Raw genomic sequence first — 25,073 nt, forward strand, 5'->3', positions numbered from 1 at the left:
CCGCCAATAGGCGGGTCAGCCTGGCTGTGTGTCTTGAAAACTGGAACGCTGCGCCAGCTTGTCGTAAAGCTTGTGCAGATTGGGGTAAGGCGTGCGCCAGTCAACTTGGGGGAAGCGGAAGTCCAAATAAGCGACAGCGCAACCCACAGCGATGTCCGACAGGCTCAAGTGAATGCCCGAACAAAATGCTTTGTCGCCCAACCCGTGACTCATGGCCTTCAGGGCATGTTGGATTTTGTCCAAATGGCGGTCAATCCAGGCTTGGCTGCGCTGGCCATCTTGCCGTCCTGTCCAAACCGCTTCCATGCGGGCCATCAAGGCCGCGTCCAACAAACCGTCGGCCAGCGCTTCCCAGGTTTTGACCTCAGCCCGCTCACGGCCAGCCACAGGGATCAGCTTGCCCACGGGCGACAAGGTGTCGAGGTACTCCACGATCACACGGGAATCGAACACCGCCTCACCACCTTCCATCACCAAGCAAGGGACCTTTCCCAGCGGATTGGAGGCGTGAATCACGGTTTGAGCTGACCACACGTCTTCGGTGACGAATTGGTAGTCCAATTTCTTCTCGGCCATAACAATGCGCACCTTGCGGACATAAGGACTGGTGACGGAGCCGATGAGTTTCATAAAAAATGGGGCAATGCCAATAAACGATGTCAGATTTTAGGTGAAACACTTCGTCAGCTCCGTGTCATTGTCCCAATTGGGCAGGTGAGAGGACAAGGCACAGCGGGAATTACAATCAAAGGATGAATTTCACTCCTGTGTCTGCCCTGTCACCGCTGGATGGTCGTTACGCCAGCAAACTCAATGCCCTTCGACCACTCATGAGTGAGCAAGGCTACATGCACCGTCGGGTACAGGTTGAAATTGCCTGGTTCATCGCTTTGTCGGATGCCGGTTTTGCAGAATTCAAACCCCTTACCCCCGGTGCAAGGCGCTACCTCACAGGCTTGGTGAAAAACTTCAACGAAGAAGACGCCATGGCCATCAAGGCGTTTGAGAAGACCACCAACCACGATGTGAAGGCGGTTGAGTACTGGATCAAATCCAAATTTGAAGACCGCCCCGAGCTGGAAAAAGCCGCTGAGTTCGTGCACTTTGCCTGCACCAGTGAAGACATCAACAACACCAGCCACGCCCTGCAGCTCAAGGGGGCCCGTGCTGAGGTGATCCTGCCGGGTCTCGATGGCCTGATCGCCAAACTGCGTGAAATGGCGCACGCTTTTGCCGACGTCCCCATGCTCAGTCGCACCCACGGGCAAACCGCCAGCCCCACCACCGTCGGCAAGGAAATGGCCAACGTGGTGATGCGCCTGAACGGATGCCGCAACAAGATCGCTGCCGTCCAGTTGATGGGCAAAATGAATGGCGCGGTGGGCAATTACAACGCTCACCTCTCTGCCTGGCCCGACTTCGACTGGGAAGCTTTTGCCCGCCAAGTGGTGGAAACCCCTGAAATTGGCGAGAGCAATTCAGACGCTTGGGGACTGGGCCTGTGCTTTCAGCCCTACAGCATTCAGATCGAGCCCCACGACTACATGGCCGAGTTGTTTGATGCCGTGGCCCGCAGCAACACCATCCTGATCGATTTGTCGCGTGACATCTGGGGATATGTGAGCCTGGGTTACTTCAAGCAACGCCTCAAAGCTGGTGAAATCGGCTCCAGCACCATGCCGCACAAAGTCAATCCGATCGACTTTGAAAATGCCGAGGGCAACCTGGGCTTGGCCAACGCCGTGCTCAAGCACCTGTCAGAAAAGCTGCCCATCAGCCGTTGGCAGCGCGACCTGACCGACTCGACCGTGCTGCGCAACATGGGCGTGGGTTTGGGTTACACCGCCTTGGCCTATGCCTCGCTCATGACGGGCTTGAACAAGCTGGAGCTGAACGAAGAGGCCTTGGCCGCAGACCTGGACGAAGCATGGGAAGTACTGGCCGAACCGATCCAGACGGTGATGCGCCGCCATGGCGTCCTGGGTGCCTACGAAAAACTCAAAGACGCCACACGGGGCAAAACCGTGACGGCCGCAGACTTGCATGGCTTGATCGCAACACTCGACATTCCGCAAGCCGACAAAGACCGTCTGTTGGCCATGACGCCGAGCAGCTACATCGGCAAAGCGGCCGAGCTGGCCAAGCGCGTCTGACACCATGGCCCTCAAATCCACCATCTACAAAGCCAACCTGTCGATCGCTGACATCGATCACAGCTATTACGAAGACCATCAGCTCACGCTGGCGCGTCACCCCAGCGAGACCGACGAGCGCATGATGATCCGCCTGCTGGCGCTGGCCATCAACGCCTACAAGCTGCAAGCGGTGTGCAAGGGTGACGGCAAGCTGGCCTTTGGTGCGGGCCTGTCCGACCCAGATGACCCGGATGTGAGCCTGCGCGACTTCACCGGCCAGACCCGCATGTGGATCGAAGTCGGCCAGCCTGAAGACAAGCCCATCATGAAAGCCTGTCAGAAAGCCGATGAGGTCTTGCTGTATTGCTTCAACCACGCGTCCGAAGTCTGGTGGAAAGGCATCGAGACCAAGCTCACCCGTTTGGACAAACTGCAGGTCTGGCGCGTGCCCACCGAAGGCTCACAAGAACTGGCCAAATTGGCCGAGCGCAGCATGCAACTTCAAGCCACCGTGCAAGAAGGCAGCGTCACCTTCAGCAGCGACAAGGGCAGCGTGCACATCGAGCTGATTCGCTGGAAGTGAAGTGAACGTCGCCATCATGGGCGAGGTTTTGGCCTCCAGTTGGCGTGATCACACCCCCAGCATGAGCTGGATGTTCTGCACCGCTGCGCCGCTGGCGCCTTTGCCCAGGTTGTCCAAGCGAGCGATCACAACAGCTTGGCGGGCGGCCTCGTTGGCGAACACGCGGATCTCGAGCTTGTTCGTGTCATTCAGGGCCGTGGCGTCCAGCTTCAAGTTGTCGGTGGCAGGCTCTACGCTCACCCAGCCGCCTTCGGAGCGGCTGACCGCGTAATGCGCGCGCAAAGCTTCGTGCAGGTCTGCGCCCCTCGGTTTACCGGGCAAAGTGTCCAGGTGCAGGGGCAGTTGCACCAGCATGCCTTGGCGGAAATTGCCTACAGAGGGCACAAACAAGGGACGGCCAGTGAGGCCGGTGTAGCGCATGATTTCCGGAACGTGCTTGTGCTGCAAGCCCAGGGCGTAGGCTTCAAAAAGCGGGGCCTTGCCCGCTTCATAGTCTTCAATCATGGTCCTGCCGCCACCGGAGTAACCACTCACTGAAGGCAAGCAGACTGGAAAGTCTTTGGCCATGAGCCCCGCATCGACCAAAGGCCGCAAAATGGCAATCGCACCCGTGGCGTAGCAGCCGGGGTTGGCCACCCGCTGCGCTTGGCGCACGGCAGCGGCCTGATCAGCGGCCAACTCTGGAAAACCGAACACCCAATCGGGGTGGCAACGGTGGGCCGTAGATGCGTCCACGATGCGTGGCTTGGCACCCGGCAGGCTGTCGACCATGGCGACCGATTCGATCGCGGCATCGTCGTGCAGGCACAGCACCACCAAATCGGCAGCCGCCATCAATTCGCGCTTGGCTTCGGGGTCTTTTCGGCGGGCCGGATCGATGCTCATCACCTGCACTTGGGGCATCAGCGCCAAGCGCTCGCGGATCTGTAAGCCGGTGGTACCGGCTTCGCCGTCGATAAAAATTTTAGCCATGGGTATTACTTTCACTGGGAATCGAGTTCACAACGTCATGTCAGCGTAAGACGCGTGGCTCAGGATTGGTGCATTGCAGCATGATACAGTCGCTGTTTGCAGTGTCCAGCGCACGCTGGCAGGTCTTTCTTGCAATGTAAGGCCGCAGCGGACCGGTCGAAATTACCCACCCCTCTGAGAGAAGACCTCATGAAGATTCACGAGTACCAAGGCAAGGAAATCTTGCGTCAATTCGGTGTGCCCGTTCCACGCGGCATCCCGGCGTTCACGGTTCAAGAGGCGGTCGAAGCCGCTCAAAAATTGGGTGGGCCCGTTTGGGTGGTCAAGGCTCAGATTCACGCCGGTGGCCGTGGCAAGGGCGGCGGCGTCAAAGTGGCCAAGAGCATTGAAGACGTCAAGCGCATCGCTGGCGAGATCCTGGGCATGCAACTCAAGACGCACCAGACGGGTCCTGAAGGCCAAAAAGTGCGTCGTCTGTACATCGAAGACGGCGCCGACATTCACAAAGAATATTACGTATCCGTGGTCACCGACCGCGCCTCACAAAAAATCGCTTTCATCGCTTCCAGCGAAGGCGGCATGGACATCGAGGAAGTGGCCCATTCCACCCCCGAGAAAATCATCACCGAGTTCATCGATCCTCTGACGGGTTTGGGCGATGCACAAGCCAAGAAAATCTCAGACGCCATCGGCATGCCGGCCGCCTCCACCGCCCAGGCCGTGGACATTTTCAAGAAGCTGTACCAGTGCTACATGGACACCGACGCGTCCTTGGTGGAAATCAACCCACTGAACCGCGACAGCAAAGGCAATGTGATGGCTTTGGACGCGAAGTTCAACTTCGATGCCAACGCTTTGTTCCGTCACCCCGAAATCGTGGCTTACCGCGATCTGGACGAAGAAGACCCCGCTGAAGTGGAAGCTTCCAAGTTTGACTTGGCCTACATCTCCTTGGACGGCAACATCGGTTGCTTGGTTAACGGGGCTGGTTTGGCCATGGCCACCATGGACACCATCAAGTTGTTTGGCGGCGAGCCAGCGAACTTCCTGGACGTGGGCGGCGGCGCAACGGCTGAGAAAGTCACCGAAGCCTTCAAGATCATGTTGGCCAACAAGAATGTCAAAGGCATTTTGGTCAACATCTTTGGCGGCATCATGAAGTGCGACACCATCGCCACCGGTGTGATCACTGCCTGCAAGGCCGTGAACCTGTCCGTGCCTTTGGTCGTGCGCATGAAGGGCACCAACGACGAGCTGGGCCGGAAAATGCTGGCCGAATCCGGTCTGCCCATCATCTCGGCCGACACCATGGCCGAAGCCGCGACCGCCATTGTGGCCGCTGTTAAGTAAATGTCTTTGTGGGACAGATCTTCAGCTCTGTCCCCAACTGATTAACTTTGCGGGACAGATCTTCAGCTCTGCCCCAACTGATTAGGAACAAACATGTCCATCTACATCAACAAAGACACCAAAGTCATCACCCAAGGCATCACCGGTAAAACCGGTCAGTTCCACACGGAAAAGTGCCAGGAATACGCGAACGGCAAAAACTGTTTTGTCGCGGGCGTGAACCCCAAGAAAGCTGGCGAGTCCATCTTCAACATCCCGATCTTCGCATCGGTCAAAGAAGCGGCTCAGAACACAGGCGCTACCGTGTCGGTGATTTATGTGCCCCCAGCAGGCGCAGCCGCTGCGATCTGGGAGGCCGTTGAAGCCGACCTCGACTTGGCCATTTGCATCACCGAAGGCATTCCGGTCAAGGACATGCTGGAAGTGCGCAACAAGATGAAAGCCAAGGAAGCGGCTGGCGGCAAGCGCACTTTGTTGCTGGGCCCCAACTGCCCAGGCCTCATCACCCCTGAAGAAATCAAGATCGGCATCATGCCCGGGCACATCCACCGCAAAGGCCGCATTGGCGTGGTGTCTCGTTCGGGCACTTTGACCTATGAAGCCGTGGCCATGTTGACCGAAGTGGGTCTCGGCCAGTCCAGCGCTGTGGGCATTGGTGGCGACCCGATCAACGGTTTGAAGCACATCGATGTGATGAAGGCGTTTAACGACGATCCCGACACCGACGCGGTCATCATGATCGGTGAAATCGGTGGTCCGGACGAAGCCGAAGCTGCTCAGTGGTGCAAGGCCAACATGAAGAAGCCCATTGTGGGCTTCATCGCCGGTGTGACGGCCCCTCCCGGCAAGCGCATGGGCCATGCCGGTGCTTTGATCTCTGGTGGCGCCGACACGGCCGATGCCAAGCTGGCCATCATGGAAGAGTGCGGCTTCATCGTTACGCGCAACCCCTCTGAATTGGGCAAGTTGCTCAAAGCTCAGCTGAAATAAAAACGTTTCTTCTGTACCCAAATGCCCTGCTTTTGGCAGGGATGTGGTTTGCCACAATATATAAGCCGGATTTTCTGAGGGAGAATCCGGCTTTATTTTTCTTTGCATACAAGCGCCCGCTCCAACGGGCAAAAGGACCACCGTGGAAGAATTTCTGACCGCTTCGTTCTGGGTTGCTGTCGCCCAGATCATCATGATTGACATCCTGCTGGGCGGCGACAACGCCGTCGTGATCGCTCTGGCTTGCCGCCAGTTGCCCGAGCACCAGCGCAGACAAGGCATCCTGTGGGGCACAGCAGGTGCCATCATCTTGCGGGTCATCCTGATCTTTTTTGCGCTCACATTGTTGGCGATTCCGTTCCTCAAATTTGTGGGTGCGATTTTGCTGCTTTGGATTGGCGTGAAACTGCTGACCCCCGATGCCGACGACGACCACAGCAACATCCAAGGCAGTGACAAGCTCTGGGGTGCGGTCAAAACCGTCATCATTGCCGACTTGGTCATGAGCGTGGACAACGTGATCGCCATCGCAGGCGCCGCTCAAGGCTCTGGCAACCCTGATCACCAAATGCCTTTGGTCATCTTTGGCTTGCTGGTCAGCATCCCGATCATCGTTTGGGGCAGCCAACTGGTGCTCAAATTGATGGACCGCTTCCCGATGATCATCACCGCTGGCGGCATGCTGCTGGGCTGGATCGCCGGCACCATGATGCAAACCGACCCAGGTTTGGTCGACTACATCCCACAAGACAAGGTGTGGGGCTATGCCATGGGCCTGGCAGGTGCATTGTTGGTACTGGCTTTGGGCAAAATCATCATGGCGCGACGCCCAACCCAAGAAGCCGTCTGAGCCCCCATGGCATGCTGGCCATGACCAGCATCCCTCTTGGGGCAGCAAGAGCCCGCCTAGAGCTCTAGAAATTGGGTGTTGTATGGATTACCATCGACACCCATTCTTCAGGGGGTAAATGCCATGCAAAAAAGGCAGCAAGGTCTGACATTGATTGAACTGATGATCGTGATTGCGATCATCGGCATTTTGGGTGCCTTGGCGCTCCCAGCCTATCAAGACTACAGCATACGGGCCAAGGTTTCCGAGATGCTTTTGGCCGCCAGCGGCTGCAAAACTGCCGTGAACGAAGCCATTGTTTCAGCTTCAGAATCGGATGTGTCAGCCGTATTGCCCAAAGCTTGTGACCCCCAAGTGAGCAAATATGTCAGCAGCATCGCTGCAGATGCCAATGGCGTGATCACCGTGGTGGGCAACCACCAAGCTTTGCGTGGCAACACCAGCACCACAGCCAACAGCCTGTCTCTGACGCCGCTTCAAACGGGCACCACCGCCATCAATGGCAGCACCGATGGGGGCAAACCTGTGGCGGCATGGCGGTGCGGACCCGCCGCCAACAACGGACTGGCTGCCAAGTACCTCCCGGCCTCGTGCAAAGCGTCTTGATGACGACCGACCGCAATGTGGCGGTGCTGCCTGTGCCGGCCGAAGGCCTGGTTTCAGCCTTGGCCAAGCAACTGCGCAAAGCGGCCCAAATCCACGTTGCCGCCGCTCACGATGATACCCACGCGCTGACCATGAAGCTGCTCGCTGGCCTGAATGGCCGCTGCCAGTGACAAACAACCCGTGGGCTCCACCACCATCTTCATGCGTTCGGCATAAAAGCGCATGGCCTGCACAAGTTGCGCATCGGTCACGGTGTGCACAGCGTCCACCAGCCGGCGAATGATCTCGAAGGTGATTTCGCCGACCATGGGCGTTTGCGCGCCATCGGCAATCGTCACCGGGGTCGCGATGCGCACCCGTTGGCCCTGTTGCAAGGACTGCTGCACATCGTTGCCCGCTTCGGGCTCCACGCCGTAAATTTTGCAGGCTGGGGACAGGGCCTTGGCAGACAGGGCGCTGCCGCTGAGCAGGCCGCCGCCGCCCAGACACACAAACAAGGCGTCGAGCTCGCCCACTTCCTGAAACAACTCCAGCGCCGCCGTGCCTTGGCCGCTCAGCACGTCCGGGTGGTCAAACGGCGGAATGAAGCGCCTGCCCTGTGCGGCGGCAATGCCTTGGGCAATGGCCAGCGCATCGTCCTTGTAACGGTCGTAGCCCACCACCTGCGCGCCGTAGCCGCGTGTAGCCGCCAGCTTGGCGGGCGAGGCGTCGTGCGGCATGACGATCGTGGCCGGGATGTCCAGAATTTGCGCCGACAAGGCCACGGCCTGGGCGTGGTTGCCCGATGAATAAGCCACCACCCCGGCTTGGCGCTCGGCAGGTGTCAGCCGCGACAGGGCATTGAAGCCGCCGCGGAACTTGAAAGCCCCCATGCGCTGAAAGTTTTCGCACTTGATGAAGGCCTGGGCACCCAGTTGCGCGTTGAGCGTGCGCGACTGCAGCACCGGCGTGCGGTGCGCATGCCCTTGCAACCGCGCGGCGGCGGCCAGTACGTCTTCAAAAGTAGGTAGGGCGCTGGCATCCTGCATGGGTGATCCTTGAATGGTGACGACAAAGTGGACATGTTGACATGACTGGCGGTTTGAAAAAGCACCGGCTTGCCACTTGTGAGACAAAGCCAGCCTCAGGCGCTGGCTAACATCGGTCATGCACCTGACTGTTTCATCTCCCGTTCAAAGCCTGGCCGACATCCACCGCATCGAGGTCACGCCCTTGGCAGAGGCCATACCTTGGGCCAGCACCTATGCGCTGATCCGTGCCAGCGCCCAGGTTCATGCCAAGCAGCCTGCGCTGAGCTTTTTGCACACGGGCCAGCCCGGCGGCGCCTCCACCACCTGGACCTACCGCAGCTTGCTGCAAGGCATTCACCAAACCGCCAATTTGCTGCACCAGTTGGGTGTGGGCCCCCAGGATGCCGTGGGCGTTCTCTTACCCGGCGGCTTGGCCTACCACCTGGCGCTTTGGGGCGGCGAAGCGGCGGGCATTGTGCAGCCGCTCAACCCTTTGCTCAGTGACGAAAAACTGCTGTCGCTGCTGCGGGCCAGCCAAGCCAAAGTGCTGATCGCGCATGGCGTCGAAGACGACAGCCAACTGAGGGCCAAAGCCTTGCGCCTGCAAACCCAATTGCCCAGTTTGAAGACGGTGTTGCTGGTCAACCCGGACGGAGGTCCAATTCAAGAAGCTGACGCGTTGCCTGCAGGTACCCAAGACTTCCACGCCTTGCGGGCCACACAAGTGGCCGACCACCTGGTCAGCCAACGGGTGTTTCAGCCCGAGGACATCGCGGCTTACTTTCACACGGGCGGCACCACCGGAGCGCCCAAACTGGCCAGGCACAGCCATGGCGCGCAGGTGTTCACTGCTTGGGCCAATGCCAGCATGCAGGGCTTTCGCGCAAGCGATGTGACGATCAACGGCTACCCGCTGTTCCATGTGGCGGGCGTGTTGCCCGGAGCCTTGTGTTCGCTGGCCGTCGGCATGCATGTGATCATTCCCACCGAAGCCTTGTTTCGCAACCGCGAGGTGGTGCAAAACTACTGGCGGCTGGTGGCCCACCACCGTTGCACGCTCATGTCGGGGGTGCCCACGGTTTTGGCTGCCCTTGCGGGTGTGCCGCTGCAGGGGGCCGACATTTCAAGCCTGCGTGCTGTGCGCACGGGCGCGGCGCCGCTGCCGCCCGAGCTGGCTCACCGCTTTGAACAAGCCTTCGGTTTGCAGATCAACGAAAGCCTGGGCATGACCGAAACCGCAGGCCTGAGCACCGTGGCCCCGCCGGCCTTAAGCGCACCCGCAGGCTGCGTGGGTTGGCCTTTGCCGCATGCGCGTGTGCGCATCGTGGCGCTGAACAGCGATGACCAGGCCACAACGCAGACCCTGCCCACAGGCGAAAAAGGCATGGTGCTTTACCAAGGGCCGAATTTGTTTTCCGGCTATCTGGATGCCGCTGAGACGGCGCGCAGCTTCACGCCGGACGGCTGGCTCATCACGGGCGATGTAGGCTTTTTGGACGCGCAAGGTCGCCTGCACCTGTCGGGGCGGGCCAAGGACCTGATCATCCGCAGCGGCCACAACATTGACCCCAAAGTGATTGAAGACGCCTTGGGGGCGCATCCGGCGGTGGCCTTGTGCGCGGCAGTTGGTGCACCCGATGCGTACGCGGGCGAGGTGCCTGTCGCCTTTGCCACCCTCAAAGCCGGCAGCCATGTGACCGAAGCCGAGTTGCTCGCCTTCACGGCCGAACGTGTGGACGAAGGCCCCGCCAAACCCAAGTCGGTCACGGTGCTCCAGGCCATGCCGGTGACCAACGTCGGCAAAATTTACAAACCCGAATTGCGCACCCTGGCCACAGCGGCCGTGGCGCAGAAAGTGATTCAAAACACCTTAGCACCCTTGCAGCTTGAGACCGCGCTATGGCCGCAGGTGCAAGCGGCTGGCGATGCGCTGGTTGAGGTGGACGCCCGTGCCACGCCTGCCGATGCCTGGAAGGCCCTCAAGCCCCTGCTGGACGCTTTGCCCGTGAAGCTGGTGCTGCACGCACCGTGAGGAGTTGCCCCTCTCAGCTCAGGTGTTTGCCGATGATCCCGGCCAGCTCGAACATGGTGGCCTGGTCTTTGCCAAACACCGCTTGCAGTTTGCCGTCGGCCTTGATGGAGCGCTTGTCGGCCGGGTCTTGCAGGCCGTTGGCCTTGATGTAGTCCCAGATTTTTTTGACCACCTCGGTGCGTGCATAAGTGCCGTCACCGATCACGGCGGCCAATGAAGCGCTGGGCTTCAAGGTGCCCACTGCGGCTTTGCGCGGCGCCTTCGCGGCAGCAGGCTTGGTGGTTTTTTTGGCTGCCGGGGCTTTGGTGGTTTTGACAGCCGTCTTTTTGGCTGCCGCTTTGCCAAATGGCGTCTTGGTCGCCGCCGTCTTGCGCGGTGGGTATTTCTTGCCGCCTTCGCGCGGCTCGAACTCGAACGTCACCTTGCCCTCTTCAGGGTTCCAGGCCAGCATGGCCTTGAAGCTGCGGCGCGTGCGGTTGCTGACGAACTTGTCGAGCACATCGGTTTTACCGGTGGTCAACAGTTTGATGACCTGCTCACGCTCGATCGGCTGCTGCAAGATGAGTTTGCCCGTCTTGAAGTCGCAACTCGGAGTGGGCTGTTCGTTGGTGGGTACGGCTTTGCTGCACACGTAGTTGCTGCCATGCTCGTGCACCGGGCTGCCGCACTTGGGGCAAGCGCCCAAGGCCTCGTCGCTGAACTCGACGATCTCGCCGCTCTCTTCGTTTTTCTTGTCGTCACCAAAGTCGAATTCGAGCTTCCAGTTCTTTTCTTCTTCGTTGTACTTGAGCGCCATCTCGGCCACGAAGGGCCAACCGGCCTTGGATCGGAAGCCTTCCAACGGGCCGATTTTCTTGTCGCGCATGAACTGTTCGACCTCTGCTTGTTCAAAGGTACGGCCCGCAGGCGATTTGCCAAACGAGAAGCCGCAGCCGTCGCTCGCGCCGTCTGCACCCGTGCAGGTGTAGCGGCGGTAGTTTTCCTTGACCACGCCGCCGCAATTGGGGCAGGGCGTGCTGACGGTGGCATAGTCGCCGGGCACGGTGTCGCGGTCGTACTCTTTGGCCTTCTTGACGATGTGCTCGGTCATGGCCGCGATCTCGGCCATGAAAGTGGCGCGGCTCAATTTGCCTTGTTCCATTTGGGCCAGCTTGTATTCCCACTCGCCCGTCAACTCGGGTTTGGACAGTTCCTCCACCTGCAGGCCGCGCAGCAGCGTCATCAGCTGGAAGGCTTTGGCCGTGGGGATCATCTCGCGGCCTTCGCGCAGCATGTATTTTTCGTTGATCAGACCTTCAATCGTGGCGGCCCGGGTGGCAGGCGTGCCCAGCCCTTTTTCCTGCATGGCCTCGCGCAGCTCGTCGTCGTCGACCATCTTGCCCGCGCCTTCCATGGCGCCCAGCAAGGTGGCTTCTGAATAGCGGGCAGGGGGGCGGGTTTTCAGGCCCTTGGCTTCGACCGAGTCCACACCCACTTGTTCACCTGCTCGCACCGGCACCAGGTTCTGGCCTTTGTCGCCGTCCTTAGCGTCTTCCACTTCTTCTGCCGCTTCTTTGCCATAAATGGCCAACCAGCCGGGTTTGACCAGCACCTTGCCCACGGTCTTGAAGCTGTGGCCTGCGGCCACGCTGATGCGGGTGGTCACTTGGTATTCGGCGCTGGGGAAGAAGACCGCCATGAAGCGGCGCACCACCAAGTCATAAAGTTTTTGCTCGGCCTCGGACAAGCCACTGGGCGCTTGCAGCGTGGGGATGATGGCAAAGTGGTCCGAGACCTTTTTGTTGTCGAACACGCGCGGGATTTTGCGCACGTAGTTGTTGTTCAGCGCCGTGAGCGCGTGCGGGGCCAGGTGGCGCATGCCGCTGTCGGCCAGCATTTCAAAGGTTTGTTTGGCCACGGGCACGTAGTCCTCGGGCAGGTGGCGCGAATCGGTACGCGGATAGGTCAGGGCCTTGTGGCGCTCGTACAGGCTTTGGGCCAAGGCCAGTGTGGTCTTTGCCGAGAAGCCAAACTTGCCGTTGGCCTCGCGCTGCAGACTGGTCAGGTCAAAGAGGCCGGGGCTCGCTTGGGTGGTGGGCGTGGCCTCTTCGGTCACGCTGGCAGACTTGCCGCGCACCGCGTCAACAATGGCTTGTGCCTCGGCCGCGGTCCATTTCCGGTCGGCTTTCTTTTCAGCGTCCTCGTCCTTTTTCCAAGCGGGGTCGAACCACTTGCCCAGATACGTGCCCGCGGCGGCGGCGAACTCGGCGTGGATTTCCCAATAGTCGCGGCTGATGAACTTGCGGATCTGTTCTTCGCGCTCGACCACCACGGCCAAGGTGGGCGTCTGCACCCGGCCCACGGTGGTCAAGAAAAATCCGCCATCGCGCGAGTTGAACGCGGTCATGGCGCGGGTGCCGTTGATGCCCACCAGCCAATCGGCTTCAGACCGGCTGCGGGCGGCATCGGCCAAGCCCTGCATTTGTTGCTCGCTGCGCAGGCTCTCAAAGCCTTCACGGATGGCCTGGGGCGTCATCGACTGCAGCCACAGGCGCTTGACCGGCTTGTTCAGCGGTTTGGTGCCGCCTGCGTACTGCTCGATCAAGCGGAAGATCAATTCGCCCTCGCGGCCTGCGTCACAAGCGTTGATCAGGGCGCTCACGTCCTTGCGTTTGGCTTGTTTGACCACGGCGCTCAAACGGCTTTTGGTCTTGTCGACGGGCTTCAAGTCAAAGTGGGGTGGGATGACGGGCAGATTGGCAAAGCTCCACTTGCCGCGTTTCACGTCGTATTGCTCGGGGGCTTGGATCTCCACCAGGTGACCCACCGCGCTGGTCACAACATAGGTATCGTTTTCAAAGTGGTCATCGTGTTTTTCGAACTTGCCCGCCGTCGGGGTCAAAGCCTTCACGATGTCTTGGGCCACTGAAGGCTTCTCTGCAATTACCAGTGTCTTCATGTCATTACAATCCGTTGTCTCGCGTGTGCGCACGCGCCCGGGCACGCGCTCACGCACGCGCCCACATGAATTCACCATAACAAATTTTTTGACGTCGTGGCCAAAACCCCTGTTTCCTCCCCCAGCCACCCCATCCCAGTCGCGTCCGGCAAGCGCATACAGACCCGCCGCTCTGGCGTGCATGGCAAAGGCGTCTTCGCTTTGCAGGACATCGCCGAGGGCGAGACCCTGATCGAGTATGTGGGCGAAGTCATCAGCTGGGACGAGGCGCAAGACCGACACCCACACGACCCCCATGACCCGAACCACACGTTTTTTTTTCATGTGAACGAAGACCGTGTGATCGATGCGCTGCACGGCGGCAACTCGTCCCGCTGGATCAACCACAGCTGCGACCCCAACTGCGAAGCCGATGAAGTCAATGACCGCATCTTCATCAAAGCCATCCGCAACATCCAAGCGGGCGAAGAGCTCCATTACGACTACGGTCTGATCATCGACGAGCCCTACACCAAGAAGCTCAAAGCCGAATACCCCTGCTGGTGCGGCAGCGCCAATTGCCGGGGCACGCTGCTGTCGCCCAAAGACCGCAAAGACACGCCCAAAACGCCAAAGCAGAAAAAAAACAAAATCGATAAGGTGAAAGCCAAGGCCAAGGCTGAGTCCAAAGGCAAAACCCAAACCAAAACTCCGCCCAAAGCCATCAAGGCTGACAAAGCCGACAAGGCAGTCAAAGCCTCCAGCGGCAAAAAGCGCTGAGCCATGCCACTGGACAGCCCGGCCCACCCTTGGCCCACCGAAACGATCTGGTCGCAGGTGTACCCCCTGCTGCCCGATTTCACGGTGGAGGTGCTGCCCGAAATCGACTCCAGCAACAGCGAACTCATGCGCAGAGCCCGCGCAGGGCAACATGAAGCCACCTTGCTGGTGGCCGAGCGCCAAACTGCGGGACGGGGCCGTCAAGGCCGTGTCTGGCAAAGCCACGCCGGTGACTCGCTCACTTTCTCCATCAGCCTGGCTTTGAGCCCGCAAGATTGGTCTGGCTTGTCTTTGGCCGTAGGTTTGAGCCTGGCCGAAAGTCTGCACCCCGATGTGCGCCTGAAATGGCCCAATGATTTGTGGTTTGAAGACCGCAAATTGGGCGGCATCTTGGTCGAAGCGGCCAGCATGGGCGGGCGCAGCCAAGTGGTGGTCGGTGTCGGCCTGAACATTCGCCCCCGCCCCTCTGAAGGCTTGAGCACCGCACCTGCCGCCTTGTCAGAGTTGCTGCCCGATTGCAGTGCGGCCGATGCCTTGGCCCGGGTGGCTTCACCCTTGATTCAAATGCTACTGGCCTTTGAAACTTCGGGCTTTGGGCTCCTGCAAAAGCGCTTCGAGGACCGCGATGCGCTCAAAGGCCGCCGGGTGCACACCAGCGATGGCCAGCAAGGCCTGGCCCTGGGTGTCAGCCGTGGGGGTGCGTTACGATTGCAGACCGAATTGGGCGTGCAAGACATCCACAGCGCCGAAATCAGCGTACGACCTTTGATCTGACTGGACACTGAACCATGTTGAAATACTGGGTGGCCCTTTTGCTGGTGCTCAACGCCCTGGCACTGGCATGGCAATGGGATGCGCTGGCCCCTTGGGGCTGGGGCCCGCAGCAGCACCAAGAACCTGAACGGCTCAAACAACAGCTGCGCCCCGAAGCCATTCAACCGGTGCGTGCACCCAGCGCTGAAGATGCGGCCCCTGCGCAAGACCCCTCACCCTCCGACAACCCTGCAGGCGTTGCAGCACCGGGGGCACCCACTGCGCTGCAACCGGGCTCTGCGCCTGTCTTACCTTCTTCGCCTGTTGCCGCTCCCGCCGCGGCCACGGCACCTCGCTGAGCCCCATCAACCCAAGGACCACTGCCATGTCTCTGCAACTTTACTTTGCCCCAGGCGCCTGTTCATTTGTGCCCCACGTCTTGCTGGAGCTGAGCGGCGCCGAGTTCGAACCCAGCATGGTCAAACTGCACAAAGGCGAACAAAACAGCGCCGACTACAAAGCCATCAATCCGCGCGGCCAAGTGCCTGTGCTGGTGCACGACGGCCAAGTGGTGACGCAGATTGTGGCCATCGTGCTGCACCTGGACCAGTTGTTTCCAAAGCTAGGCTTTTTGCCGGCCGAGCCCATGGCCCGCGCCCGCGCTTTGTCCACGCTGGCATGGATGAACAACACCGTGCACCCGACGTTCACGCACATTTTCATGCCACAAAAATTTTCGGATCAAGCCGAAGTGCAGGCAGCGCTCAAGCCCTACAACACGCAGTTGTTTCGGGGCATGTTGGGTGAGTTGCAAACTTTGGTGCAAGCCGCTGAAAACCAAGGCCAAGCTTGGCTCAGTGGTGAGCGCTTGGGCGCACTGGACGCTTACAGCCTGACCTTGGCCCGCTGGGGCACGATCGCCGGCATCGCGGCCAGCGAACACCCCATTTTGTGGCGCTTTGTTGAAAAAGTAGCGGCCGATCCGGCCGTGTCACGTGTGATCGCGCGTGAGCGTTTGCAGCTCAACATGGCCCCGCAAGCCTGAAGAACCCAGCCCTCAGGCCAGCCCAAAACGCACGGTGAAACACGCGCCCGGCATGGCGGCGCTTGAAGAGGCCGCATCGATGCTGACCGTGGCACCATGCTGCTGTGCGATTTCCTTGACGATCGGCAAGCCCAAGCCGGAACCATCCACGTTGGTGCCCAGCGCCCGGAAAAACGGCTGAAACACCAACTCACGTTCATGGGGCGCGATACCCGGTCCGTTGTCTTCCACCTGCAGAACCAACACTTTGCTGTAAGGGTCCACCAACACACGCACGGTGATGACCCCTTGGCGCTCGGGCGTGCTGGGCGTGTAGTGGATGGCGTTTTCCACCAAATTGCGCAGCATCTCCTTGAGCAAGGTCAGATTGCCTTGTACTTGGCCGCCGTTCGCCCCCGGCTGCACCCCCTCATAGCCCAGGTCGATGCCTTTGTCCATGGCGCGGGGCAGGCAGTCTTGCAAGACTTCGCTGCACAAAGCCGCCATGTCACAGCGCTGCTGCGGCAAATGATGGCCTCCCCCTTCGGCGCGGGCCAATGACAAGAGCTGGTTCACCGTGTGCGTGGCCTGCACGCTCGCACGCCCAATCTGCTGCAAGGATTTTTTCAGATCGTCTTCACTGGAGCCCGAGCGCTGGGCCAAATCGGCCTGCATGCGCAGCCCTGCCAACGGCGTCTTGAGCTGGTGCGCGGCATCGGCCAAAAATCTTTTCTGCGTGACGATCGAGTCCTTCAGCCGCTCCAACAGATCGTTCACCGACACCACCAAAGGCGCCACCTCCATCGGCACCGCCTTGTCGTCCAAAGGGCTCAGGTCATCGGATTTGCGGGCACGGATTCGCTCCTCCAGCTGCGACAAGGGTTTGATGCCGCGCACCAGGGCCAACCACACCAACAGCACCGCCAAGGGCAACAAGGCGAACTGGGGCAGCATCACGCCCTTGATGATTTCGGCGGCCAGCACAGAGCGCTTTTCCCGCGTCTCGGCCACCTGCACCAAGGCGGGCCGTTTGCCCTCAGCATCGAGTCGGATCCAGGTGTAGGCCACCCGCACCTCCAAGCCGCGCATTTCGTCGTCGCGGATGTGCACTTCGTAACTGCTGCCCTTGGGTTCGTTGGGTTGGGGCAAGGGCAAGTCACGCTCACCGCTCAAGTGCTCATTGCGGGCACCGCGCACCTGGTAATAAACCAAATCGGTCTCATCGGCGCGCAGCAGTTCGCTGGCCGGTTGAGGCAAATTGAATTCAACCGTTTTGTCTGGCCCCAGCTTGACCTGCTGCGCCAGTGCATGCACGTTGTGCACCAAGGCCCTGTCAAACGGCTTGTTGGCCAAGCCTTGCGCCACCAACCAGGTCAGCGCCAAACTGATGGGCCAAAGCAAAAGCAAAGGCGTGAGCATCCAATCGAGGATTTCGCCAAACAGCGAGCGTTGCTCGCGTTTGAAGACCCGCAGGTTCCAGCCTTTGGATTTCATGGCTCAAGGCACCTGCGGCATCGATGCGGGGTCGGTTCAGCCAGGGATTTTTTCGAGGCAATAACCCAAGCCACGCACAGTGGCGATGCGGATCGGGCCCTTCTCGATTTTCTTGCGCAAGCGGTGGATGTACACCTCGATCGCGTTGTTGCTGACCTCTTCGCCCCATTCGCACAAGCGCTCCACCAACTGGTCTTTGCTCACCAAGCGGCCTGCGCGCTGCAACAAGACTTCGAGCAAGCCCAGCTCTCGGGCCGACAACTCGACCATCTTGCCGTCGATGGTGGCCACGCGGCCAGATTGGTCATAGACCAAGGGGCCGTGTTTGATTTGCGATGTGGCACCACCCATACCGCGCCGGGTGAGGGCGCGCACGCGGGCTTCGAGCTCTTGCAGGCTAAAAGGCTTGGCCATGTAATCGTCCGCGCCGTAATCCAAGCCTTTCACACGTTCCTCTACGCTGTCTGCTGCCGTGAGGATCAACACCGGCAAAACAGAGCCCCGAGAGCGTAAGCGCTTGAGCACCTCCAGGCCATGCATTTTGGGCAGCCCCAGATCCAGGATCAGCAAATCGAATTCGCTGTTGGTCATCAAAGCCGCATCGGCCTCGCTGCCACTGGCCACATGGTCCACTGCGGCGCCTGCGCTGCGCAAAGTGCGCAACAAACCGTCCGCAAGCACTTGATCGTCTTCGGCTATCAGAATGCGCATGGCTGTCTCCTGTTGTTGTGACTGCGGCACGTGGCCGTCTCTGAGCTGTCTGATTTTAGTGTCACGTTGGTGCCTTGCACGGCGCTGAATGCAGTCGTCCCGTCAATGCGCATAGGCTTCCAGCCCCAAAGCCACCACCGTGGCCACGTCTTTGCCCACCGCGTCGCGAAACTCGGCCTCGGCTTTGGCCACAGCGTCCTTGAAGGCTTGCAACCAGGCCAGGCCAATCGGTGTGAACACCACGCGCCTTGCGCGCGCATCCAAAGGGTCTGGCTCACGTTGCACCAAGCCCCATGCCGTGCATTGGTCCACCAGATCGCCCATGGCCTGCTTGCTCATGCCCGCTGCGCGGGCCAAGTCGGTCAAGCGCGACCCTTTCAGGCCCAAATGCCGCGTGATGTGCACATGCGCGGCGCTGATCTGGTCACGTGAGGCCAAGTTGGCCAAGGCCAAGGGCACCCCTTCGTTGCCCGCCATCAGGTGCAGCACACGCTCGTCAAAGCGCCGCATGGCATGGCCCAGCAGGCGACCTAAATGGGTTTGCCGCCAGCGATCATCCTCGATGACCGGTCTGTCGGAAAGGCTGTTTTCTAAGGCTAAAAGGACAGGATTGGGGGTCTGCATCATGGTGCAAATGATAAGGCAAACTGACCAAAAATAGTGTTTACAGATTTATACAGCTCGTTTACAGTACTGTTCACGCATCCAGTAAACAGCACATCACTGCTGAGCCCGGTGCCCCAACCCATTGATATTCAAGGAGATTTCCATGAGCGACGACAACAGCGAAAAGTCCAAAGCCCTGCAAGCCGCCCTGGCCCAGATTGAAAAGCAATTCGGCAAAGGCACCATCATGCGCCTGGGCGAAGGCGAAGTGATCGCTGACATCCAGGTGGTGTCCACTGGTTCTTTGGGCCTGGACATCGCTTTGGGCGTGGGCGGCTTGCCCCGTGGCCGCGTGATCGAGATTTACGGCCCAGAATCTTCCGGCAAAACCACCCTCACCCTGCAAGTCATCTCCGAAATGCAGCGCCTGGGCGGCACCTGCGCCTTTGTCGACGCCGAGCACGCGCTGGACGTGCAGTACGCCCAAAACCTGGGCGTCAACCTGCAAGAGTTGCTGGTCAGCCAGCCCGACACCGGCGAGCAAGCCCTGGAAATCGTGGACAGCCTGGTGCGCTCCGGCGCGGTGGACTTGGTTGTCATCGACTCGGTCGCGGCCCTCACCCCCAAAGCCGAAATCGAAGGCGACATGGGCGACAGCCTACCCGGCCTGCAAGCCCGCTTGATGAGTCAGGCCCTGCGCAAACTGACCGCCACCATCAAGAAAACCAACTGCACCGTCATCTTCATCAACCAGATCCGCATCAAGATCGGCGTCATGTTCGGCAGCCCCGAAACCACCACCGGCGGCAACGCGCTCAAGTTCTACGCCTCGGTGCGCCTCGATATCCGCCGCACCGGCACCATCAAGAAGGGTGACGACGCGATCGGCAACGAGACCAAAGTCAAAGTGGTCAAAAACAAAGTCGCGCCGCCCTTCAAGACCGCCGAGTTCGACATCCTGTTTGGCGAAGGCATCAGCCGCGAAGGCGAGGTCATCGACATGGGCGTCACCGCCAAAATCGTCGACAAATCCGGTGCCTGGTACGCCTACCAAGGCGAAAAAATCGGCCAAGGCCGCGACAACGCCCGCGAGTTTTTGCGTGAGAACCCAGCTTTGGCCCGCGAGATTGAAAACAAGGTCCGCGAATCACTGGGCATCCGCCTGCTCGAGTCAGCCATTGCCGAACCCAAGGGTGACTGAGCTTGAACAAGCCCGGTTTTCAGCCCTCGCTCAAAGGCCGCGCCCTGCGGCTTTTGAGCCAGCGTGAACACTCTCGCACCGAGCTGGAACGCAAACTGGCCCAGCACGAAGAGGTCCCGGGCGAGCTGGCCAAGGCGCTCGACGAACTCCAGGCACGGGACTTCATCAACGACGGTCGCGCCGTGGACTCGCTGGTCAACCGCCGCTCGGGCAAGTTGGGCAGCGCACGCATCAAGCAAGAGTTGGCCGCCAAGGGCCTGTCGGGCGAGGCGGTGGCGGAAGCCATGGCGAGCCTCAAAGACACCGAACTCGGCCGAGCACAAGAGGTTTGGCGCAAAAAATTCGGCACAGCGCCTCAAGATCCGCAAGGACGAGCCAAACAAATGCGCTTTTTACTCAGCCGCGGTTTTCCATCCGAGGTGGTCAGGCGGATCGTGCCCGACATCGACTGAGCACCTGCCAACACCTCAGGCCGCCTCTTGTTGCGGCTTGGAGATTTTGGCTTAGGCTTGGGGCCTGAGCTCAGGGCTTCAGGTCGAGTGGCACTTGGGCATCTGCCGCTGCCTTGGCCCAATGGCGGTCTTCAGCGGCCCGCTCGGCATACCGGTTGAAACGCCAAGAAGTCCCGTCGACGGTGATGCGACGCCAAATGGCACGCTTTTCACCGGGGCTCAACTCAATCCACATCTGCACTTCTTCAAAACTGCGCCCACAGCCCTTGCAGCTCTCATCCCCTTGGCTGGTGGAACAAATGGCAATACAAGGCGTGTCGGGCGTGCTGGCGTACCAGTCTTGCCAAGCTTGAGCAGCGGCCAAGGGCAAGCTGAACTCGTCCGCCAAGTCCTGCCGGTGGTACACCATCAGGCCATACACCTCGGCCAAGGCCCGCAATTCTGGGGGCAGCGCCACGCCGTCCGCAGACGGATTCTTGCTGCGCCAATGGTTGATGGCAGCTTCAATGTCGGTGATGTGGATGCCGGCCATGCTGGGTTGGTGAAGTCAGGGAGGGCGATCATAGCCCCAATGGCTGCGCTCAGCGTTCGGGGGCCTGCAACCCCCGCAAACGCTCTCGGGCATGGCGCAAGCGAACGTCCACAATCGACGCTTCAATATGCTCCCCCGGCTGCAATCGGCCTTTCAGGGCCAACTCTTGTGCCGCCCTGAAACGGTCAACGGCACCCGGCCAATCGAGTCGTGCGGCCTGGGCTTCGCCAGCCGCTCGCAAAGAGGCCAAGGCCTGGCCTTGCACCGACAACATAGCCGACAACCGGTCCCAAGCCTGTGCATCCCATGGGGTTTGCTGCACCACTTGGCGCAACTGGGCCATCACCGTCGGCACCAAAGCGTGTTCTGGCAAACGCTGCAACACCTGCGCCAAAGCCATCAACTCGGGGCGTTGCCAAGTCTGCTGGCCAGCTTCTGGCGTCAATACTCGCACCGCCTGCGCCGGCTTATCTTGCCGTTCCGCCACTTCAGCCTGCAGCAAACGCCACCACCGCTGCGCTGCCGCGTAAGAGGGCAGGTGGCGCTGCGACTGGATCAAAACACCCAAGGCCTGCACATGGCGCTGGGTGGCCGCAGCATCGCGCAACAACAGATGGGACAAACTGGCCGCATACAAGGCCGCCGCTTGGTCGGCGGCCGAGGCGCTTGCAGCCAAAGACGCTGGGCCCTGGATCCAAGCCTTGAGCGCATCCGGGCTGCTTTGCGACAGCACCCGGGCTCTGGCCGCCATCATGGCATGGGCCATGTCGGGCAAGGGCTTGGGCACGGTCAGGTTCAACTGCTGGCGCGACTGCATGTCGGCCATGCGTTCGGTCGTCAACGGGTGGCTGCGCAGGTAGGGGAATGCCCCGCTGTCATTCAGCCCCGCCGCTTGTTGCAGCTTGGCAAACATGCTGACGAAACCACCGGGGTCGTAGCCTGCGTCCACCAAAATGCCATAGCCCACCCGATCGGCCTCTCGTTCCATGTCGCGGGTGTAACTCAATTGGTTTTGAATCGCAGCAGCCTGTCCCCCCACGATCAAAGCTTGTGCCGCTTGCGGACTTTTGCTGGCCGCCAAAGCGCCCAAAATCATCGACCCCACCACCCAAGGCGTCATCTTGGACTGATCGCTCATGCCGCGTGCAATGTGCCGCTGCGTCACATGACTCAGCTCATGGGCCAGCACCGACGCCAACTCGTCGGCCGTGCTCACCACCGCCATCAAGCCCAAGTGCACCCCCAAATACCCCCCCGGCAGCGCAAAGGCATTCACCGAACGGTCTCGGCCCAACAAAATGCGCCAAGCAAAGCGCTCTTGCAACTCTGCGGACAACTCGCCGCGGGCCACAGCAGCACGCACCAAGGGCGTCCAAAGCTGCTGGACGTACTCATCCAGCACCGCATCTTCCAGGTAATCCGGGTCACGGAACAGCTCGCGCGCGATGCGGTCGCCCAACTGGCGCTCCGCACTCAGGGAAATGCTGTCACCATCCCCCAAGGCCGGAAGGCCGGTGTTTTGTGCCCAAGAAGCACCCGTGCTCACAGACATGGCCAAAGCCAAGCCGAGTGCCCACTGATATCGACGGTCTGGGAGTTTCAAAGCGATCCATGTCATTGACAAGACCCGTATGATGCACGCTTGTGAAGAACCTGTCGCCCACCCCGAAATCACGCGCATGACCCACGATGCTCTGACCCATTTTGATGCCCAAGGCCAAGCCCACATGGTCGATGTCGGCCACAAAGTGACCACCCGGCGTGTGGCCGTGGCCCGGGGCCGAATCACCATGCTGCCCGGCACCTTGGAGCTGATCACCTCCGGCTCCGCCAAAAAGGGCGATGTGCTGGGGATCGCCCGCATCGCCGGCATCCAGGGCGCCAAAAAAACCAGCGACCTGATTCCCTTGTGCCACCCGATCGGCTTGACGCGGGTGGCGGTTGACTTCGACATTGAACCCACCACATTCAGCGTGGCCTGCACCGCCACCGCCGAAGTCAATGGCCAGACCGGGGTGGAAATGGAAGCCCTCACCGCCGTGCAAGTCGCCCTGCTCACCATCTACGACATGTGCAAGGCCGTCGACCGCGGCATGACTATCAGCGATGTGCACCTGCTGGAGAAGCACGGCGGCAAGAGTGGGAGTTGGGTGGCGGTGAAGTGATCGCCAACCAATCAACGACTTAGAAGCACGGAAAACCGTCGTTTGTCCAAGTCCTGTCCAACTGAGGAACAGGAAATGGCTTCTTTTAGGCAACGTGGCGGCAAGTGGCAGGCGCGGGTTCTGCGCAATGGATACCCAGACCAAACCAAGACGTTTGAAACGAAGGTCGACGCCGAGAAATGGGCGCGGGCGCTTGAGTCCGAGATAGACAAAGGGCAGTTCGTTAACGTCAGCGAAGCGCAGCGAACAACTTTAGGCGATGTGATCGCACGGTATCTCGCAGAGGTCACGCCCTCCATGAAGGGGGCATCGGAGGACACGATCCGGCTCAAAGCCATCATGCGTAGACCTATCGCACGGTGGAGCATGGTTAACCTTAGTGCAGCCCGAATTGCTACGTACAGGGACGAGCGGCTCAAGGAGGTCAGCTCGGGAACAGTCATTCGAGAACTGGCGTATCTGTCGGCGATCATCAACCACGCTCGCAAAGAATGGGGAGTCAACGTACCCAACCCTGTACAGATGGTACGCAAACCACCCAGCCCGCAGGCACGGTCACGGGTACTGACCGACGAAGAAGCCGTAAGACTGCTTCAAGCACTGGAGCCAACAGGCCGAAGAAGCCACTGGACCAAGCCAGTAGTCCAGCTTGCGCTGGCTACAGCGATGCGTCGGGGGGAGCTGTTGTCCCTTCGCTGGGAACATGTCGACTTGCAAAACCGAACAGCTTTCTTGCCGGATACCAAGAACGGAGATTCGCGGACTGTGCCGCTTTCGACGGCGGCAGTACAGGTGCTGGCTGAGTTGCCTCGGCACATCAGCGGTGTGGTTTTCCCGCTCAAGACCTTCACATTGGACGCGGCGTTCAAACGCGGCCTTCGGCGGGCTGGTTTAGAAGGTATCCGATTCCATGATCTGCGGCGTACTGCCATCACCCGTATGGCGGAGAAACTACCCAACGTGATCGAGTTGGCAGCAGTCAGTGGGCACAAAAGCGTGATGGTCTTGAAACGGTACTACCGGCCATCGGCCGTGGAGCTGGCACAGAAGCTTGGGTAAGGCTTGTAAAAAAATTTCTGCTCTTTAAAATACGCGTCGTGGGCAGTCAACTGTCCATGACCGTCGTAAGGGGTGGCTGTTCCATTTTCATAGAACAAGCCAGATCGCCGCGCGCTTTCGAGCCAGATGGCAGTTACAAATTGATGGTCTCCAACTAAGTTGGGGGCTGCGCTTTTTGTAAGAGGCCTCCAACGTTTTTCAACAAACTTGGAGCGCCACATGTCCAATCTGAAATTCTCCCAAGGTCGTGACACATACGACAACAAACCCGTGCAGCGTACTGCTGCCGATTTCGAAGACTTCGTCGCCCAGATCAGCCAGACAGGTAGCACCCGCAAAGGCGAGGTGTTCGTATGCGCCCCACTGACTCAGGGAGCGCACAATGATCCGGCGAGATACCCGGGCATCGCGCACTGGCGTATCCACCAACTGGCACAGCCGCGCGAGTTTCTCGCGCTCGATGGCGACTACTTTGCCAATGCAGCGGTCTTCACCGATTTCCAGCAACAAGTTGCTCAATGGTCTTGCGTCGTTTACACCACTGCATCGCATATCCCGACTGCACCTCGTGCGAGGGCCATCATCGAATTGGACCGCGCGGTTCACCGCGCGGAGGGAATCGCTCTGGGAGAGGCCGTGGAGCGCCTGCTCATATCGGTACTGGGCGCTGGCAGCATCAAGTTGGACCCGAGTGTTTACCGCGCAGAGCAGCCGATTTACACCCCCTTAATCGGTTCGCAAATCCATCGGCACTACGGGCAGCCCTTGAACGTTGACGCGGTGTTGTCGGCATATCCTGTTGTTTGGCTTTGAAAACTGAGCCACTTTGATGGGAATTTGCATCCAAATTT

At 59.9% G+C, this 25,073-nt stretch carries 25 protein-coding genes; 16 read left to right on the plus strand and 9 right to left on the minus strand.

Translation table 11 applies throughout. The features are described 5' to 3' along the window. Window positions 1-15: 15 nt before the first annotated feature. Window positions 16-630 (minus strand): glutathione S-transferase N-terminal domain-containing protein, encoded by a 615-nt coding sequence (locus tag ABWQ00_RS07620; protein WP_353238066.1) that lies wholly within the window; start codon window positions 628-630, stop codon window positions 16-18. A 122-nt stretch (window positions 631-752) separates the two neighbouring features. On the opposite strand from ABWQ00_RS07620, the gene purB reads away from it, so the two are divergent. Further along, window positions 753-2,153, plus strand: a complete 1,401-nt coding sequence (gene purB / locus ABWQ00_RS07625) for an adenylosuccinate lyase (protein WP_353238067.1) — start codon at window positions 753-755, stop codon at window positions 2,151-2,153. 4 nt (window positions 2,154-2,157) lie between these two features. Then, window positions 2,158-2,718, plus strand: coding sequence for a YaeQ family protein (locus ABWQ00_RS07630; RefSeq protein WP_353238068.1), 561 nt, complete (start codon window positions 2,158-2,160; stop codon window positions 2,716-2,718). A gap of 48 nt (window positions 2,719-2,766) precedes the next feature. Here the strand turns inward: ABWQ00_RS07630 and argC are convergent, their stop codons facing one another. Beyond that, entirely contained in the window at window positions 2,767-3,690 is a 924-nt protein-coding gene (gene argC, locus ABWQ00_RS07635; RefSeq protein WP_353238069.1) for an N-acetyl-gamma-glutamyl-phosphate reductase, read from the minus strand. A 189-nt stretch (window positions 3,691-3,879) separates the two neighbouring features. Between argC and sucC the strand changes: the two genes are divergently transcribed. The 4 genes from sucC (at window position 3,880) to ABWQ00_RS07655 (ending at window position 7,486) form a co-directional block, all read left to right on the plus strand. Beyond that, complete coding sequence (gene sucC / locus ABWQ00_RS07640) at window positions 3,880-5,040, plus strand: ADP-forming succinate--CoA ligase subunit beta (RefSeq protein WP_353238070.1); 1,161 nt, start codon at window positions 3,880-3,882, stop codon at window positions 5,038-5,040. Window positions 5,041-5,133: 93 nt separating this feature from the next. Continuing rightward, on the plus strand, window positions 5,134-6,030 hold the full coding sequence (gene sucD / locus ABWQ00_RS07645; protein WP_353238071.1) for a succinate--CoA ligase subunit alpha: 897 nt from the start codon (window positions 5,134-5,136) through the stop codon (window positions 6,028-6,030). Window positions 6,031-6,172: 142 nt separating this feature from the next. Continuing rightward, window positions 6,173-6,880, plus strand: coding sequence for a TerC family protein (locus tag ABWQ00_RS07650; protein WP_353238072.1), 708 nt, complete (start codon window positions 6,173-6,175; stop codon window positions 6,878-6,880). Between the two features lie 123 nt (window positions 6,881-7,003). Next, entirely contained in the window at window positions 7,004-7,486 is a 483-nt protein-coding gene (locus tag ABWQ00_RS07655; protein ID WP_353238073.1) for a pilin, read from the plus strand. Window positions 7,487-7,539: 53 nt separating this feature from the next. On the opposite strand, the gene ABWQ00_RS07660 is transcribed toward ABWQ00_RS07655, so the two are convergent. Continuing rightward, complete coding sequence (locus tag ABWQ00_RS07660; protein ID WP_353238074.1) at window positions 7,540-8,514, minus strand: threo-3-hydroxy-L-aspartate ammonia-lyase; 975 nt, start codon at window positions 8,512-8,514, stop codon at window positions 7,540-7,542. Window positions 8,515-8,632: 118 nt separating this feature from the next. On the opposite strand from ABWQ00_RS07660, the gene ABWQ00_RS07665 reads away from it, so the two are divergent. Continuing rightward, entirely contained in the window at window positions 8,633-10,528 is a 1,896-nt protein-coding gene (locus ABWQ00_RS07665) for an acyl-CoA synthetase (RefSeq protein WP_353238075.1), read from the plus strand. Window positions 10,529-10,541: 13 nt separating this feature from the next. Here the strand turns inward: ABWQ00_RS07665 and ABWQ00_RS07670 are convergent, their stop codons facing one another. Next, window positions 10,542-13,466: a DNA topoisomerase III gene (locus ABWQ00_RS07670; protein ID WP_353238076.1), complete on the minus strand. Its 2,925-nt coding sequence runs from the start codon at window positions 13,464-13,466 to the stop codon at window positions 10,542-10,544. Window positions 13,467-13,562: 96 nt separating this feature from the next. Here ABWQ00_RS07670 and ABWQ00_RS07675 point away from each other — a divergent pair, with 96 nt between their 5' ends. The 4 genes from ABWQ00_RS07675 to ABWQ00_RS07690 are packed head-to-tail and all read left to right on the plus strand — an operon-like array spanning window position 13,563 to window position 16,023. Then, window positions 13,563-14,225 carry an SET domain-containing protein gene (locus ABWQ00_RS07675; RefSeq protein WP_353238077.1) on the plus strand — a complete coding sequence of 221 codons (663 nt, stop codon included), beginning with the start codon at window positions 13,563-13,565 and terminating at the stop codon, window positions 14,223-14,225. A gap of 3 nt (window positions 14,226-14,228) precedes the next feature. Beyond that, window positions 14,229-14,999: a biotin--[acetyl-CoA-carboxylase] ligase gene (locus tag ABWQ00_RS07680; RefSeq protein WP_353238078.1), complete on the plus strand. Its 771-nt coding sequence runs from the start codon at window positions 14,229-14,231 to the stop codon at window positions 14,997-14,999. A 14-nt stretch (window positions 15,000-15,013) separates the two neighbouring features. Continuing rightward, complete coding sequence (locus ABWQ00_RS07685; RefSeq protein WP_353238079.1) at window positions 15,014-15,337, plus strand: hypothetical protein; 324 nt, start codon at window positions 15,014-15,016, stop codon at window positions 15,335-15,337. 26 nt (window positions 15,338-15,363) lie between these two features. Continuing rightward, window positions 15,364-16,023 (plus strand): glutathione S-transferase family protein, encoded by a 660-nt coding sequence (locus ABWQ00_RS07690; protein ID WP_353238080.1) that lies wholly within the window; start codon window positions 15,364-15,366, stop codon window positions 16,021-16,023. Between the two features lie 12 nt (window positions 16,024-16,035). On the opposite strand, the gene ABWQ00_RS07695 is transcribed toward ABWQ00_RS07690, so the two are convergent. The 3 genes from ABWQ00_RS07695 to ABWQ00_RS07705 all read right to left on the minus strand — a co-directional run bounded on the left by ABWQ00_RS07695 (window position 16,036) and on the right by ABWQ00_RS07705 (window position 18,831). After that, on the minus strand, window positions 16,036-17,496 hold the full coding sequence (locus tag ABWQ00_RS07695; protein ID WP_353238081.1) for a sensor histidine kinase: 1,461 nt from the start codon (window positions 17,494-17,496) through the stop codon (window positions 16,036-16,038). Window positions 17,497-17,532: 36 nt separating this feature from the next. Continuing rightward, window positions 17,533-18,207, minus strand: coding sequence for a response regulator (locus ABWQ00_RS07700; RefSeq protein ID WP_019427393.1), 675 nt, complete (start codon window positions 18,205-18,207; stop codon window positions 17,533-17,535). 102 nt (window positions 18,208-18,309) lie between these two features. Next, window positions 18,310-18,831 carry a MarR family winged helix-turn-helix transcriptional regulator gene (locus ABWQ00_RS07705; RefSeq protein WP_353238095.1) on the minus strand — a complete coding sequence of 174 codons (522 nt, stop codon included), beginning with the start codon at window positions 18,829-18,831 and terminating at the stop codon, window positions 18,310-18,312. 145 nt (window positions 18,832-18,976) lie between these two features. On the opposite strand from ABWQ00_RS07705, the gene recA reads away from it, so the two are divergent. Then, window positions 18,977-20,014, plus strand: a complete 1,038-nt coding sequence (gene recA / locus ABWQ00_RS07710; protein WP_353238082.1) for a recombinase RecA — start codon at window positions 18,977-18,979, stop codon at window positions 20,012-20,014. A 2-nt stretch (window positions 20,015-20,016) separates the two neighbouring features. Further along, a complete protein-coding gene (gene recX / locus ABWQ00_RS07715; protein ID WP_353238083.1) occupies window positions 20,017-20,466 on the plus strand; it encodes a recombination regulator RecX in 450 nt (149 codons plus the stop codon). A 70-nt stretch (window positions 20,467-20,536) separates the two neighbouring features. Here recX and ABWQ00_RS07720 read toward each other — a convergent pair whose 3' ends face one another. Continuing rightward, window positions 20,537-20,998 (minus strand): DUF3717 domain-containing protein, encoded by a 462-nt coding sequence (locus tag ABWQ00_RS07720; RefSeq protein ID WP_353238084.1) that lies wholly within the window; start codon window positions 20,996-20,998, stop codon window positions 20,537-20,539. 49 nt (window positions 20,999-21,047) lie between these two features. Further along, the gene (locus ABWQ00_RS07725) at window positions 21,048-22,550 is read right to left on the minus strand and encodes a M48 family metalloprotease (RefSeq protein WP_353238085.1); all 1,503 of its coding nucleotides are present in this window, start codon (window positions 22,548-22,550) and stop codon (window positions 21,048-21,050) included. 127 nt (window positions 22,551-22,677) lie between these two features. Between ABWQ00_RS07725 and moaC the strand changes: the two genes are divergently transcribed. From moaC to ABWQ00_RS07740, 3 genes are all read left to right on the plus strand, one after another. Next, complete coding sequence (moaC, locus tag ABWQ00_RS07730; RefSeq protein ID WP_353238086.1) at window positions 22,678-23,163, plus strand: cyclic pyranopterin monophosphate synthase MoaC; 486 nt, start codon at window positions 22,678-22,680, stop codon at window positions 23,161-23,163. A 75-nt stretch (window positions 23,164-23,238) separates the two neighbouring features. Next, on the plus strand, window positions 23,239-24,222 hold the full coding sequence (locus ABWQ00_RS07735) for a tyrosine-type recombinase/integrase (RefSeq protein WP_353238087.1): 984 nt from the start codon (window positions 23,239-23,241) through the stop codon (window positions 24,220-24,222). A 219-nt stretch (window positions 24,223-24,441) separates the two neighbouring features. Beyond that, window positions 24,442-25,035, plus strand: coding sequence for a hypothetical protein (locus ABWQ00_RS07740; RefSeq protein ID WP_353238088.1), 594 nt, complete (start codon window positions 24,442-24,444; stop codon window positions 25,033-25,035). Window positions 25,036-25,073 lie beyond the last annotated feature (38 nt).

It is taken from the genome of Limnohabitans sp., assembly GCF_040400975.1.
GTDB lineage: Bacteria > Pseudomonadota > Gammaproteobacteria > Burkholderiales > Burkholderiaceae_C > Limnohabitans_A.

What these genes read in the sequence shown, in the direction of transcription:
- sucD (WP_353238071.1), top strand. Translation starts at nt 5,134, where the DNA reads ATGTCCATCTACATCAACAAAGACACCAAAGTCATCACCCAAGGCATC.
- moaC (WP_353238086.1), top strand. Translation starts at nt 22,678, where the DNA reads ATGACCCACGATGCTCTGACCCATTTTGATGCCCAAGGCCAAGCCCAC.
- ABWQ00_RS07720 (WP_353238084.1), bottom strand. Translation starts at nt 20,998, where the DNA reads ATGGCCGGCATCCACATCACCGACATTGAAGCTGCCATCAACCATTGG.
- ABWQ00_RS07630 (WP_353238068.1), top strand. Translation starts at nt 2,158, where the DNA reads ATGGCCCTCAAATCCACCATCTACAAAGCCAACCTGTCGATCGCTGAC.
- ABWQ00_RS07725 (WP_353238085.1), bottom strand. Translation starts at nt 22,550, where the DNA reads ATGTCTGTGAGCACGGGTGCTTCTTGGGCACAAAACACCGGCCTTCCG.
- ABWQ00_RS07660 (WP_353238074.1), bottom strand. Translation starts at nt 8,514, where the DNA reads ATGCAGGATGCCAGCGCCCTACCTACTTTTGAAGACGTACTGGCCGCC.
- purB (WP_353238067.1), top strand. Translation starts at nt 753, where the DNA reads ATGAATTTCACTCCTGTGTCTGCCCTGTCACCGCTGGATGGTCGTTAC.
- ABWQ00_RS07695 (WP_353238081.1), bottom strand. Translation starts at nt 17,496, where the DNA reads ATGAAATCCAAAGGCTGGAACCTGCGGGTCTTCAAACGCGAGCAACGC.
- ABWQ00_RS07665 (WP_353238075.1), top strand. Translation starts at nt 8,633, where the DNA reads ATGCACCTGACTGTTTCATCTCCCGTTCAAAGCCTGGCCGACATCCAC.
- ABWQ00_RS07705 (WP_353238095.1), bottom strand. Translation starts at nt 18,831, where the DNA reads ATGCAGACCCCCAATCCTGTCCTTTTAGCCTTAGAAAACAGCCTTTCC.
- ABWQ00_RS07740 (WP_353238088.1), top strand. Translation starts at nt 24,442, where the DNA reads ATGTCCAATCTGAAATTCTCCCAAGGTCGTGACACATACGACAACAAA.
- ABWQ00_RS07655 (WP_353238073.1), top strand. Translation starts at nt 7,004, where the DNA reads ATGCAAAAAAGGCAGCAAGGTCTGACATTGATTGAACTGATGATCGTG.
- ABWQ00_RS07690 (WP_353238080.1), top strand. Translation starts at nt 15,364, where the DNA reads ATGTCTCTGCAACTTTACTTTGCCCCAGGCGCCTGTTCATTTGTGCCC.
- ABWQ00_RS07680 (WP_353238078.1), top strand. Translation starts at nt 14,229, where the DNA reads ATGCCACTGGACAGCCCGGCCCACCCTTGGCCCACCGAAACGATCTGG.
- ABWQ00_RS07685 (WP_353238079.1), top strand. Translation starts at nt 15,014, where the DNA reads ATGTTGAAATACTGGGTGGCCCTTTTGCTGGTGCTCAACGCCCTGGCA.
- sucC (WP_353238070.1), top strand. Translation starts at nt 3,880, where the DNA reads ATGAAGATTCACGAGTACCAAGGCAAGGAAATCTTGCGTCAATTCGGT.
- ABWQ00_RS07620 (WP_353238066.1), bottom strand. Translation starts at nt 630, where the DNA reads ATGAAACTCATCGGCTCCGTCACCAGTCCTTATGTCCGCAAGGTGCGC.
- recA (WP_353238082.1), top strand. Translation starts at nt 18,977, where the DNA reads ATGAGCGACGACAACAGCGAAAAGTCCAAAGCCCTGCAAGCCGCCCTG.
- ABWQ00_RS07670 (WP_353238076.1), bottom strand. Translation starts at nt 13,466, where the DNA reads ATGAAGACACTGGTAATTGCAGAGAAGCCTTCAGTGGCCCAAGACATC.
- ABWQ00_RS07735 (WP_353238087.1), top strand. Translation starts at nt 23,239, where the DNA reads ATGGCTTCTTTTAGGCAACGTGGCGGCAAGTGGCAGGCGCGGGTTCTG.
- argC (WP_353238069.1), bottom strand. Translation starts at nt 3,690, where the DNA reads ATGGCTAAAATTTTTATCGACGGCGAAGCCGGTACCACCGGCTTACAG.
- ABWQ00_RS07700 (WP_019427393.1), bottom strand. Translation starts at nt 18,207, where the DNA reads ATGCGCATTCTGATAGCCGAAGACGATCAAGTGCTTGCGGACGGTTTG.